Origin of the sequence: Streptomyces halobius (assembly GCF_023277745.1) — a bacterium.
In the GTDB taxonomy this organism is placed as follows: Bacteria; Actinomycetota; Actinomycetes; order Streptomycetales; family Streptomycetaceae; genus Streptomyces; species Streptomyces halobius.
In genome coordinates, this window is record NZ_CP086322.1 from 117,619 (window position 1) to 131,008 (window position 13,390).

The 13,390-nt window shown below is 71.4% G+C and carries 6 protein-coding genes and 1 pseudogene; 4 read left to right on the forward strand and 3 right to left on the reverse strand.

Going from position 1 to position 13,390, the window contains the following annotated elements; translation table 11 throughout:
- Nucleotides 1–58: 58 nt before the first annotated feature.
- Nucleotides 59–745: a helix-turn-helix transcriptional regulator gene (locus K9S39_RS00605; protein ID WP_248861337.1), complete on the reverse strand. Its 687-nt coding sequence runs from the start codon at nucleotides 743–745 to the stop codon at nucleotides 59–61.
- Nucleotides 746–1,472: 727 nt separating this feature from the next.
- Between K9S39_RS00605 and K9S39_RS00610 the strand changes: the two genes are divergently transcribed.
- The 4 genes and pseudogenes from K9S39_RS00610 (at nucleotide 1,473) to K9S39_RS00620 (ending at nucleotide 3,913) form a co-directional block, all read left to right on the forward strand.
- A complete protein-coding gene (locus K9S39_RS00610; protein ID WP_248861338.1) occupies nucleotides 1,473–1,925 on the forward strand; it encodes a helix-turn-helix domain-containing protein in 453 nt (150 codons plus the stop codon).
- Nucleotides 1,926–2,058: 133 nt separating this feature from the next.
- Nucleotides 2,059–2,508, forward strand: a pseudogene (locus tag K9S39_RS42620) (MAB_1171c family putative transporter); the annotation flags it as partial.
- A 47-nt stretch (nucleotides 2,509–2,555) separates the two neighbouring features.
- Complete coding sequence (locus K9S39_RS00615) at nucleotides 2,556–2,699, forward strand: hypothetical protein (RefSeq protein ID WP_248861339.1); 144 nt, start codon at nucleotides 2,556–2,558, stop codon at nucleotides 2,697–2,699.
- Entirely contained in the window at nucleotides 2,699–3,913 is a 1,215-nt protein-coding gene (locus K9S39_RS00620) for an amidohydrolase family protein (protein WP_248861340.1), read from the forward strand. Before K9S39_RS00615 ends, K9S39_RS00620 begins: the two co-directional genes overlap by 1 nt.
- Before the next feature lie 267 nt (nucleotides 3,914–4,180).
- Here the strand turns inward: K9S39_RS00620 and K9S39_RS00625 are convergent, their stop codons facing one another.
- Both K9S39_RS00625 and K9S39_RS00630 read right to left on the reverse strand, forming a co-directional pair.
- Complete coding sequence (locus K9S39_RS00625) at nucleotides 4,181–4,966, reverse strand: thioesterase II family protein (RefSeq protein ID WP_248861341.1); 786 nt, start codon at nucleotides 4,964–4,966, stop codon at nucleotides 4,181–4,183.
- Nucleotides 4,967–5,228: 262 nt separating this feature from the next.
- Nucleotides 5,229–13,361, reverse strand: coding sequence for a type I polyketide synthase (locus K9S39_RS00630; protein ID WP_248861342.1), 8,133 nt, complete (start codon nucleotides 13,359–13,361; stop codon nucleotides 5,229–5,231).
- Between the last annotated feature and the right edge of the window lie 29 nt (nucleotides 13,362–13,390).

Sequence of the window (13,390 nt, forward strand, 5' to 3'; positions counted from 1 at the left end):
TGCTGAGCGAGGGGCCATCAGGTCGGCGGTGCCCCGCGGTCGTTGTCGGGGGCAGCTTTCAGCTCAGCGATTCGGCGGGGTGCCACGGTCCGGGGTGGGCCCGCTTGTGCGCACGGTCGGTCAGCCCCGGGGCGAGAATGCCGAGTTCGACCGCACGTGCACCGGCCTCGAAGCGGGAAGTGGCGTCGAGTTCCCGCATGATCTCCGCGACATGGCGGCGATACGTGCGCAGTGAGACGTTCATCTTCCGGGCCGCCGTCTCATCGGTGTTCCCGTCCCGCAGCAGTTCGAGAATGCCGCGGGTCATGTCCGTGCGCATGCGCGGACTGAAGCGAAGGTGGTCGGCGATCCCGCGACCGCGGGACCAGGCCGCCGCGAAGTGGAGTTCCAATACCCGTACCGCGGCGGCATCGTTCACGACGGTCAGTTGACCGTCAGGGGCGTCGGTGGGCGCCTGGACGAGCGCCACCGCCCCGTCCACCACGAGCAGTCGGCGCAGTTCGCCCTCGTTCATCCGCGCGTCGACCCGCTTGTGGGGCAGCTGGAGCCATGGCTGCCATGCCTGCTCGGCCTGTTCCCCGCGAAGTACTCGGACGACCAGTGGGGAAGCGTTACGGGAAAGCGTCCGCAGTACGTTCTTCTCGAAGTTTCCGGTTTCCGGCAGGGCCACCGCAACGGTGTGCCGTGCACCACCGACGAGCTGTTCCAGGGCGCCGGGAAGGTACGTGCTGTTCTTGCGTATCACTGACGGCGGGCGAATCAGACGTTTCTGCTGCAGGCAGAGGGTTGACTCGATCAACCCCCGGGCTTCGAGCAGCAGCTGTCCCAGGTATTCGGCGTCAGTTCCTTGCTGATCGGTTAAGGCGTTTCTCGGATATGGTTTTTCCGACGTCGGCTGCAAGTTGTCCCCCGTATCCCCGTTATCTGTGTTGGTCTTCGCTGCGCAGCATCCGCAGGGCGTGGAGAATCGTGTTCTTGGTGGCTCCGTGTTTCTTTCGGTGTTGGCCCGCCGGCCGGCGGGGTGTAGGCCCCTCGGTGTGCACGCCGGCCGGGTTTTCCCACTTCGGTTGCTGGTCGGTCTGGGCGTAGAGCGGTGTTTTTGTGTCCGGAACGCCCCTGCTGCGGCAGTGACCCGGATCGGCCTTTGCCGGTTGACGTGCAGATCCCATCCGTACCTTCCCCCTCCGCGGTCACGGCGCCCCCCGGCGTGGCGCAGTGGGACGGTGTGTGCCCGAGGGGAGGTCTGACCCACTCGTGCACTACGCCGCCGTCACGGCCGGCGGTCGGACTGGCGTAACGTTCACGTTTCAACTCACGTACATGGCGCCAGGATTGGCAGGTCCTACGACAGCTGAAAACCATCGCCTGCGCCACCCTAATCGCGGGGTTGACGGGATTCAACTGTCGTGAGGAGACTGTATGTTGCACAGTTTCACCACAGTGGAGATTCCATCCGCGGCAGAGTAGGTGCCATGTCAGAGGGAGCAGCCGTCAGCCTCGCCGACAAGCTGAACCAGCTCTTTGCGACGGTCCGGCCCGATCCGGACCACGAGTACAGCAACGAGCACGTCGCTGCCTCGATCCGGAAGACCGGTGTCCCCATCTCGCAGAGCTATATCTGGCAGCTGCGCAAGAGCCGCAAGACCAATCCGACGCTGCAGCATCTGCAGGCCCTGGCCGGCTTCTTCGGCGTGCCCGCCGCCTACTTGGTCGAGGGTGAGGCGACCGATCGCATCACCGCGCAGCTGGAGCTGCTGGCCGCGGAGCAGGCCCGGCTGCGCGAGGCCGCGCAGAGCAGTGAGGTGAAGGTGATGGCCATGCGCGCGGGGCAGCTCTCGCAGGAGCACCGCAAGCAGGTGATGGACCTCCTCGACGTCGTCTACCGGCTGGAGCAGGCGGAGCGCGGAGAGGCCCGGGACGCATGACAGCATGAGCTGGGACATATCCTGGCAGACCATCAGAGTGATGAGTCCGACGATGATTTCTGGCAGCGCGCTATGCGCAGACGGCCGGCCACTGGCCACCGGCCTGTGGCCGATCGCCGCGGCGCTCACCGCCATGGTGCTGGCCGGCACCCTGCGCGAAGTGCTCGATGTGGTGCGCTGGCTCGGCGGTACAGTGCCCGCGCCGGTGATCGTGGGTGCCAGACTGCTGCTGGACCTCGCGATCCCGCTCTTCGTCATGGGGATCATCTACCCGGCGACGGTGACCCGTTGGGCGACCGTACGCCTGTGGTGGCACCACCGCCGGATGTACCGGCGGCTGGCCCCGCTGTGGACGGCGCTTCACGGGGCGTTCCCCGAGAACTCCCTCAACCGGAACGTCCCGGGCGGACGGCGGGACGCGCTGCGCGTGCGCAGAGTGCACCGACGCTACTACCGTCGTGTCGTCGAATGCCGCGACGGCCTGGTCCGCCTGAGCCCCTATCTCGCCCGGGGCGGGGCCGGGAACGGTGCGGATTCCGGCGAGGCGGCTGATCCGCTGAGCGGGCTGCCATCGCAGGTCGCCGCCCGCCGACTGCGCGCCGCACTGCGGGCCACGCCGCGGGCGAGACCGTGTCCACACGGGCCGTGCCGATCGCGCTGCCCAGCGGCGACGGCCCGGACGACGATGCACGCCGGCTCGCCGTGCTCTCCGACGCCCTGCAGATCACGGCGCCCGACCGGCGCGGCCGACCCCACAGCACAAGGAGCACCTGATGGATGCACTGATCTCGGCCGGCCGGGTGCTGACCGGCCCCCGCGGCGCTCAGCTGGCCGACGGAGCCGTCCTCGTTCGCGACGGCGTCATCGCCGACGTCGGCCCCCGCAACGACCTGGAGTCCCGTACCTCATCCGGCATTGACCGGTTCGCCTTTCCCGAGGCCACGTTGCTGCCCGGCCTCATCGACGCGCACGTCCACCTCGCCCTGGACGCAGGCCCCGACCCGGTCGCCGCGCTGCGCGCCGCGGACGATGCGGACCTGATCCTCGGCATGGCCGGGCGGGCGCTGCAGTTGCTCAGTACCGGCATCACCACCGCGCGCGACCTGGGCGACCGAGGCGGGCTCGCGCTGCAACTGCGCGGACAGATCGCGGGCGGGCGGCTGCCGGGGCCGCGCATCCTGGCCGCGGGCGTGCCGCTGACCGGGCCGGGGGGACACTGCTGGTTCCTCGGCGGCGAGGTCGAGGGCGCAGACGCGATCCGGGAGATGGTCCGGCACAACGCACAAAGCGGTGTCGATGTCATCAAGGTGATGGCCACCGGCGGAGGGATCACCAAGGACGGCCCGCCCATCTGGCAGGCCCAGTTCACCACCGGTGAACTGCGTATCGTGGTGGAGGAGGCGCGTGCGGCCGGGCTGCCGGTGGCCGCGCACGCACACGGCACCGAGGGCATCGCCGCGGCGGTGGCCGCGGGCGTGTCCACCATCGAGCACTGCACCTGGATGGCACCGGGCGGTTTCCAGGAGTCCGCGGAGCTGGTCGACGCGATCGTGGACCAGGGCATCCGGGTGTGCCCCGCGGCCAGCCCTGACTGGCGCGGTTTCGCAGAGCGGTTCGGCCCCGACCGGGCGAAGGAGATGTTCGACCGGCTGGGCTGGATGAGCCGGCGCGGCGCGCGTCTGATCGCCGGCACCGACGCCGGGGTCTCCCGAGCCGTCTTCGACGACTTCGTCTCCAGCCTGGAGTTCTTCGAGTACATCGGCCTCTCCCCCGCCGAGGTCGTCGATGTGGCCACCATCGAGGCCGCCGAGGGGCTGGGCATCGCCGACGACACCGGGCTGCTGCGCGCCGGGTATCGCGCCGACCTCCTTGTCGTGGACGGCAATCCGGTCGATGACCTGCAGGCGCTGCGCCGGGTACGGCTGGTGGTGGCGGCGGGGCGCCGCTACGTCCCCGAGGGCGCGAAGCCGGACCGTCTGCCGCGTTAGACCGCTACGGGCCTGGTGTCCCCGCTTCCGGGACCGCTGCCAGAGCTTCATGCACACCGCCCTGCGCCCCGGGGCATCCACGTCGTAGCAGGTCAGGGCCGGTGCTGAACGGGTACCGGACGGGCATTGCCGTGCTGTTGTGGAACACGCGGTCATCCAGCACCCGGAGGCATGGACGGGGCCGGCCTCGAAAGAGGCCGGCCCCGTTGGGTGTGGGTGCGTCCGGCCACGGATTCATCGTCGACGGGCGCAGAGAGGAGCGGCGGTTCAGTGGGTGGCCACCGGGTGGGCGAATGTGGTGAGGCAGTCGCGGACGGCCTCGCCGACCGCGTCCCACCGGTCGCTGAGGTAGAAGTGGCCGCCGGGGAAGAGCCGCAGCTCGAAGGCGGCGTGGGTGTGGTTCCTCCAGGCGCGTACCTGCTCCTCGGTGGCGCCTGGGTCCTGGCGTCCGGTCATCGCCGTGATGGGGCAGGTGAGTTCGGGGCCTTCCTGGTGGCGGTAGGTCTCGATCGCACGGTAGTCGCCGCGCAGCGAGGGCAGGATCATCCGCACGACCTCCTTGTCCTCCAGGAGACTGGCCGCGGTTCCGCTCTGCCGCCGCAGCTCCTCGATCAGGGCGGCGTCGCCATGCTGGTGTACGTTCCGCGCCGGGAAAGGCAGGCACGGGGCGCGGCGGCCGGAGACGATCATTCCCAGTGGGCTGTGTTCGCCCTGCCGCTGCATGCGGCGGGTGACCTCGTAGGCGATGACCGCGCCCATGCTGTGCCCGAAGAACACCAGGGGCCGGTCCGTCCATGCCTGGATCTCGTCGTGGACGTGGTCGGCGAGTTCGGCGATGGTCACGCACGCCGGTTCGCCGCGGCGGTCCTGACGCCCCGGGTACTGCACGGCCAGCACTTCGGCGGCCTGGCCCACCTCGGTCGCCAGGGGGTGGTAGAACGATGCCGCGCCGCCCGCGTGCGGGAAGCACACCAGGCGAACGCGCGTGTCCTTGTGCGTCGCGGGCCCCACTCCCCGTATCCACAGGCTGTTTCGGTCACCTGTCTGTGCCATGAATCTGGTTCCTCTCGTTCGGTGGTCTGGTGGTCACTGTCGTGTCGGTCGTGTCGGGCGGGCGAGATGGTGGTGTCGGGCCGATGCGGCGGGGCACCGCCAAGGCCGCCTCCGGCCGGGCGGACGGTGGTGACGCTCCGCAGGGGAGCGCGTACGGCCCCGGCTCCGCGGGGCAGCGCGTCGGCCGTTCCTCAGCCGCGCCGGGTTCATCGCGAGCGAGGCGGCGCACGTCTTGAGGTCGTCTGCCTCGCCGGCCTGCCCTTCAGTCGGACAGCGTCCGCTGGATGAGGTCCTCGATGTCCAAGTCGTCGATCTCCTCGTCCAGTTCGTCCCCTACCGCCGTCTCGGCGTCCGGTCCCTCGGGCTCCGGCTCCTCCTCGCCGAACAACCGATCCCTCAGGTGAACCGCCAGTGCCGCCGGCGTCGGGTAGTTGAAGATGATCGCCGCCGGAATGTCCACGCCGGTGTCCTTCTTGACGTGGTTGCGGAACTCCACGCCGCTCAGGGAGTCGAACCCGATGTCCTGGAACGACATCCCGGCATCAAGATTGTCTGCGGACGGGTACCCGAGTACCAGGGCCGCAGTGGACAGCAGCAGCTCCAGCACCTTGTCCGTCCGCTCCTTCGGCGGCAGGTCGGCCAGCTGCCGCACGAGCGTCGGCTCGCCGCTCTGCTCGGCCTTCCGGCGCCGCGGCGTGACCATGCCGCGGTACAGCGCGTGCACGGTTTCCCGCTCCCGCAACGCCGCCCGGTCGATCACGGCCGGCACGGCCAGCGAGGTGTCCAGGCCCAGCGCGGTGTCGAACAGCGCGGTCCCGGTAGCGGCGGGCACGGGCACGAACCCGGCACGTCGCAGCCGCGAGAGGTCGGCCCCGCCGAGCTCGCCCGCCATGCCCAGCTCCCACGGGCCCCAGGCGAGCGAGACCGCGGGCAGGCCGGACGCGCGACGGTGGGCGGCCAGCGCGTCCAGGAACGTGTTGGCAGCCGCGTAGTTCGCCTGGCCGGCTGTGCCGAACGTACCGGCGATGGAGGAGTACAGGACGAACGCCGCCAGTTCCTGATCTTTCGTCAGCTCATGCAGGTGCCAGGCGGCGTCGGCCTTCGGCCCGAAGACCCGGTCGAGCTGCTCCGACGTCATGGTCTCCACGCTGCTGTCGTCCAGCACGCCCGCCAGGTGCACGACCGCGGTCAGCGGCGCCTGTGCCGGGATCCGCGCGAGCTCCGCGGCCAGCGCGCCGCGGTCGGACACGTCGCAGGCGGCCTGCACGACCTCGGCACCGAGCGCCGTCAGCTCCTGGGCCAGTTCGTTCGCCCCCGGCGCGGCCGGACCGCGCCGGCTGAGCATCAGCAGGCGTCGCGCCCCGTGCCCGGTCACCAGGTGCCGGGCGAACAACGCACCCAGCCCGCCGGTGGCGCCGGTGAGCAGCACCGTGCCTTCGGTCCACTTCGGAGGGTCGGCGGTGGCTGCCGGAGCGGCAGCCAGGCGCGGCACGTACGCCACGCCGCGGCGGATGGCCACCTGCGGCTCGGACAGGTCCAGCGTCGCCAGTGTGGCCGTCGACGCCTCGTCACCGTCGCTGTCCACCAGGACGAACCGGTCCGGGTGTTCGGCCTGCACGGACCGCATCAGGCCCCACACCGGCGCGAGCGCCAGGTCCGGCGTCTCGTCCTCGCCGACGGCGACCGCGCCGCGGGTGACGATCACCCGCCGGGTCCCGTCCTCAAGCCACGTCCGCACCCGGCCGAGCAGCTCGTGCGCGGTGGCCCGGGCCGACGCGGGCAGGTCCGCGCCCGCACTCGCCGTCACGTGGGTGACCTCGGCATCCGCCTGGCTCGTGCCGGTCGTGTCCGTCAGCGGCGTCCAGTCCAGGGTGAACAGGGAGTCCGCCGCCGCGAGGGCGGCCAGCTGGTCGGCTGACGCGGGCACCAGGGACAACGACTCGACGGACAGGACCGGCGCGCCATCGGGCCCGGTGATCCGCAGCGACACCTCATTGACGCCGATCCGCGCCGTCCGGACCCGGAGCGTTGTGCCGCCACGTGCGTGGAACGACACCCCGGACCAGGCGTAGGGCAGCAGCGTCCGCTCCTGGTCCGGCCCGGCAAGCAGATGGAGGACCGGGTGCAGTGCCGCGTCGAACAACGCAGGGTGCACGGCACATCCGGACGAGGCGTGCGGCACGTCGTCGGGGAGCCGGATCTCGCCGTACGCCTCGTCACCGGAGCACCACAGGCCGCGCAGGCCCTGGAACGCGGACCCGTACCCGTAGCCGCGATCCGCGAGCTGGGGGTAGAAGGCCTCCAGCTCGACCGGTTCGTTCCCCGGCGGCGGCCACGCGTCCGGCGCGGCCTGTGGTGCGGGAGGCGGATCGGCCGCGAGGACACCGGTGGCGTGCCGGGTCCACGACCGCGCCCCCGCTGCCCGCGAGTGGATTCCGATCTCCCGCCGGCCGGTGTCGTCCGCGGCACCGACAGTGACCTGTAGCTCAACGGCGTTGCTGGTCAGCGTCAGCGGGGCCTGCAGGGTGAGTTCCTCGATCCGGCCGCACCCGGCTATGTCCATGGCCTGCTTGGCCATGTCGACGTAGGCCGTCCCGGGGAACACCACGCCGCCGAAGATGCGGTGGTCGGCCAGCCACGCGTCGGCGGCCGGTGCGAGGTGTCCGCTGAGGACGATCTGGTCACCGACTGCGACGTCGGTGGCTGCCGCGAGGAACGGGTGGTCGATCGCGGTGAGTCCGGCGCCGGTGACGTCGCCGCTCGGCGGCTGTGGCCGCACCCAGTACCGCTGCCGTTCGAAGGGGTAGGTGGGCAGGTCGGTCTGTCGCCCGGTGACACCGACAGCCGCGAGGTAGGCCGGCCAGTCCACCGCGACGCCCGCGACGTGCAGTCGGGCGAGTGCCTCGGCCAGCGAGCGGGGCTCCGGCCGCGACGTGCGCACCATCGGCACCGCGGTCACCTCCGGCGCGGCCTGCGCCAGGGTCTCCTGGGCCATGGCGGACAGCACGCCGTCCGGTCCGACCTCGACGAACACCCCGGCCCCGGCCGCCACCGCGGCGCGCACGCCGTCGGCGAAGCGCACCGTCTCACGCACGTGGCGCACCCAGTATTCCGGCTGCGCCAGTTCACCGTCCGCCAGGACTCCGGTCACGTTCGAGATGACGGGCAGGCGCGGCGCGGCGTACGACACCGACTGCGCCACCTGCTCGAACTCCGCCAGCATCGGCTCCATCAGCGGTGAGTGGAAGGCGTGTGAGACCCGAAGGCGCCGGGTCTTGTGCCCGGCACCGGAGAACGTCGACTCGATGTCCCAGACCGTGTCCTGGTCACCGGAGATCACCGTCGCGAGTGGACCGTTCACCGCGGCGATGCGGACGGACTCCTGGTGGTCCTCGATCGCCTCGCGGATCTCGTCCTCGTGTGCCTGGACGGCCACCATGGCCCCGCCGCGGGGCAGCGCCTGCATCAGCCGGCCGCGGGCGGCCACCAGTCGCGCCGCGTCGGCGAGGGAGAACACACCCGCCACGTGCGCCGCGGCCAGCTCGCCGATCGAGTGTCCTACCAGGACGGCCGGGACGATGCCGAGCGACTCCAGCAACCGGAACGCCGCCACCTCGAAGGCGAACAGTGCCGGCTGCGTCATCGCGGTCTCGTCGAGCAGCGCGGCCAGGTCCGAGCCGGGCTCAGCGGCCACCACCTCGTCGATCGAGTGGTCCAGCAACGGCGTGAGTGCGGCGCAGGCCGCGTTCCATGCCTCGGCGAACACGGGGAAGTGCCGCACCAGTTCCCGGCTCATGCCCAGGCGCTGGCTGCCCTGCCCGGAGAACAGGACGCCGACGTCCGGCACACCGCCGACGGCTCCGGTGATCAGGCCTGTCGTGCGCTGCTCGGTCGCCAACGCGTCCAGTCCGGACAGTAGTTCCGCCCGGTCGGTGCCGAGCACGACCGCGCGGTGGTCCAGGACCGTGCGGCCGGTGATCAGGGTTGCCGCGACGTCGGCGACGTGGGGCGCCTGGTCCTGGCAGACCGCGTCCCGCAGTCGTTGCGCCTGCGCCGTCAGGGCCGAGGCCGTGCGCGCCGACACCAGCCAGGGCACGACCTCCGCAGGCGCCGTGTCGGCACCGGCCGACTCGTCGGCGTCCGCCTGTTCGAGGATCACGTGCGCGTTGGTGCCGCTGATCCCGAAGGAGGACACGCCCGCCCGGCGGGGCCGGTCCACCCGCGGCCACGCGCGCTGCTCGCGCAGCAGCTCCACCGCGCCGGTGGACCAGTCGACGTGCGGCGTCGGTGTGTCGGCGTGCAGTGTCCGGGGCAGCACGCCGTGCCGCATCGACATGATCATCTTGATGACGCCGGCCACCCCCGCGGCGGCTTGTGTGTGCCCGATGTTCGACTTGAGCGACCCCAGCCACAGCGGCTGAGGCCGCTCCTTTCCGTAGGTCGCCAGCAGCGCCTGCGCCTCGATCGGGTCGCCGAGCCGGGTGCCGGTGCCGTGGGCCTCGACCGTGTCGACGTCCGCCTGGGACAGGCCGGCGTTCGTCAGCGCCTGCCGGATCACCCGCTCCTGCGCGGGGCCGTTCGGCGCGGTGAGGCCGTTGCTCTCGCCGTCCTGGTTGACGGCGCTGCCGCGCAGTACGGCCAGCACCCGGTGGCCATTGCGCCGGGCGTCGGACAGCCGCTCCAGCACCAGCACGCCCACGCCCTCGGACCAGCCGGTGCCGTCGGCGGAGTCGGCGAACGCCTTGCAGCGGCCGTCGCCGGCGAGCCCGCCCTGCCGTGAGAACTCGACGAACATGCCGGGTGTCGACATGACCGTCACACCCCCGGCCAGCGCGAGAGAGCTCTCGCCCGACCGCAGGGACTGCTTGGCCATGTGCAATGCCACCAGCGACGACGAACACGCGGTGTCCACGGTCACGGCCGGGCCCTCAAGGCCGAGGGTGTAGGCGAGGCGGCCGGAGACCACGCTGGACGCGCCTCCGGTCAGGGCATGTCCGGCCAGGTCCTTTGGCACCTCGGACAGGCGCGGCAGGTAGTCCTGGCCCATGGCGCCCAGGAAGACACCGGTCCGGCTCCGGCGCAGCGCGGCCGGGTCCTGCCCGGCGCGCTCCAGCGCCTCCCAGGCGACCTCCAGGACCAGCCGCTGCTGCGGGTCCATGGACAGCGCCTCGCGCGGGCTGATGCGGAAGAAGCCCGCGTCGAAGTCGCCGGCGTCGTGCAGGAATCCGCCGAGCCGGGTGTAGTCCGCGTCGGACGCCGGCCATCCCCGGTCGTCGGGGAAGGGCGTGATCGCGTCGGCGCCGTCGGTCACCAGCTGCCAGAGGTCCTCCGGGGACACCACGCCCCCGGGGTACCGGCAGCCCATGCCGATGATCGCGATCGGCTCGTCGACGGCAGTGGATCCGGCGGCCTCGATCGCGTGTTCGTGCGGGCCCGGCCCGGACAGCTGGTCGTGCATGTGCCGTACCACCGCGTTCGGGGTCGGGTGGTCGAAGATCAGCGAGGTCGGCAGCTGCAGTCCGGCCGCTCGGGTCAGCCGGTTGCTCAGCTCCACCGCCGTCACCGAGTCGAAGCCGAGTTCCTTGAACGTGCTGTCGGGGCCGACCGAGGTGGCGTCGGCCAGTCCGAGCACGGCCGCCGCGTGGGAGCGGACCAGCGCGCGCAGGCTCTGTTCGGTCAGCGGGGCGGTCGTCCCCGCTGCCGGCTCCGCTGCCGCGGGCGCCGTTGTCGTGGTCTCCAGCGGCAGGGGCAGGTGCGGGTCGACGCGCTGTCCGCAGACCCAGAAGGCCTCCCGCTGGAACGCGTAGGTGGGGAGCGGGATGCGGGCGGCACCCTCGAACAGCGGCCGCCAGTCCACTGCGACACCCTTGGTGTACAGCTCGGCCATCGACCGCAGCAGGCGTCGCGGCTGGTCCTCGTGCCTGCGCAGCGTGCCCTGCACCACCACGTCGTCCACGATGCTCTGAATGGACGTGGTCAGCACGGGCTGCGGGCTGACCTCCACGAACACACGGTGTCCCGCGTCGGCCAGCGCCGCGACGGTATCGGCGAAGCGCACCGGCTCACGAAGGTTCCGGTACCAGTACTCGGCATCCAGATCGGCCACGTCCATCCGGCCTGCCATCACCGTGGAGAAGAACGCCACACCGCTGTCGGTCGTCGCGATGCCGTCGGCGCTCGCGCGTATCTCGTCCCGGATCGACTCCACCTGCGCGGAGTGGGACGCGTAGTCGATCGGGATCACCTTGGTGCGGATGCCGCGGGACTCGCAGTCGGCCTTGACCGCGCTCACCGCCGCGATCTCACCGGAGATGACCACGGCGTTGGGGCCGTTGACCGCTCCGATCGAAACCCCGTCCCGCCCGGCGATCTCCTTCGCCATCTGCTCGGCGGGCATCGCCAGCGACACCATCATCCCGCGGCCGGAGATGCCCGCGTTGATGGCCTGGCTGCGGCGGGTCGCCAGTCGCAGCCCGTCGGCGAGGGAGATGATGCCCGCGGCGCACGCCGCGGCGGCCTCGCCCTGGGAGTGGCCGATGACGGCGTCGGGCACCAGGCCTGCCGACCGCCACATCTCGGCCAGTGACATCATCACCGCGAACAGCGCGGGCTGCACCACGTCCATCCGCTCCAGCGCGGCCTCGTCGCCGAGTACGTCCCGCAGCGACCAGTCGACCATGTCGCCGAGCAGCCGCTCGCACTCGTTCATCCGGGCGGCGAACACGGGCGAGGAGTCCCACAGTTCCAGGGCCATTCCCACCCAGTGGGCGCCCTGTCCGGGAAAGACCCACACCACACCGGATCGGGGGGTGACCGAGCCCTCCACCACGTTGCCCGCCGGTTCACCGGACGCCAACGCGGCCAGGCCGTCCAGCAGTTCGGTGCGGTCCGCGGCCACGACGACACCGCGGTCGGACAGCGCCGACCGCGTCGTGACCGTGGAGTGGCCGACATCCACCGGGTGCAGGTCCGTGTCGGCCGCCACCCAGTCCCGCAGCCGTCGGGCCTGGGCCCGCAACGCTTCGGGGGACGTGCCGCAGAGCACGACCGGAACCGGGCGTGAGGGGTGTACTGCCGGTTCCCGCGTGGGCGCGGCAGGGGGCGCGGCGACGACGAAGTGGCAGTTCGTGCCGCCCACTCCGAAGGAGCTGACACCCGCGATCCCCGGGCCGCCGTCCGGTCCTTGCGGCCAGGGGCCGGTGCTGGTGTTGACCTCCAGGTTCCACTGTTCCATCGGGATCGCCGGGTTCGGCTCGGTGAAGTTGAGGCTCGCCGGAAGAGCGCCGTGCTGGATCGACAACGCGACCTTGATCAGTCCGATGACACCTGCCGCGGCGTCCAGATGCCCGATGTTCGTCTTCACCGATCCGACGAGCAGTGGTTGCCCGGAGTCGCGGCCCGGGCCGAGCACCGACCCCAGCGCGCTCGCCTCGATCGGATCGCCCACCCGCGTGCCGGTGCCGTGCAGTTCGACGTACCGCACGTGCCCGGGATCCACGCCGGCCCTGGCGTACGCCTGCCGCAGCAGCGTCTGCTGCGCCTGGCTGCTCGGCACGGTCAGGGCCTGGTCGTCGCCGTCGTGGTTCACCGCGCCGCCGAGCAGCACACAGCTGATCGGGTCGCCGTCGGCGATCGCGTCCTGGAGTCGCTTGAGGACGACCATGCCCGCGCCTTCGCCACGGACGAATCCGTTGGCGCGGGCGTCGAACGTGTGGCTGCGGCCGTCGGGGGAGAGCGCGCCCGCACGGGCGAAGGCCAGGGTGCTTTGCGGCACCAGGTTCAGGTGAGCGCCACCGGCCAGTGCCAGCCGGGCCGCACCCGACAGCAGGCTCTCGCACGCCATGTGCACGGCGACCAGTGAGGACGACTGGCCGGTGTCCACGGCGAGGCTGGGTCCGTGGAAACCGAACGTGTGGGAGACCCGGTTGGCGATCACCCCTCGGCTCAGTCCGGCCAGGGAGTGGTGGGACACCGCGTCCGCTCCGTAGCGCTGCACCAGCGCCGCGTAGTCGTCGCCCGCGGCTCCGAGGAAGACCGCGGTGTCGCTGCCGCGCAGTTCCTCCGGCACCAGGCCGGCGTCTTCCAGCGCCTCCCAGCCGAGCTCCAGTGCCAGGCGCTGGCGCGGGTCGGTGGCCACGGCCTCGCGCGGGGAGATGTTGAAGAACGCGGCATCGAAGTCGGCTACCCGGTCGAGGAAGCCGCCTTTGCGGTACGGCGCCAGGTCGGGGACGTCGTACCACCGGTCCGCGGGGGCGTCGGTGAGGGCGTCCACTCCGTCGCGGAGCAGCCGCCAGAAGGCCTGGACATCGCCGGCCCCTGGGACCCGGCACGACATGCCGACAACGGCGATGGCCTGTTCCCCCTGGCCATCGGACCTTCGCTCGCCCTGTTTCACGTTTCCTCAGTCTCCTATCCCGTACAGCA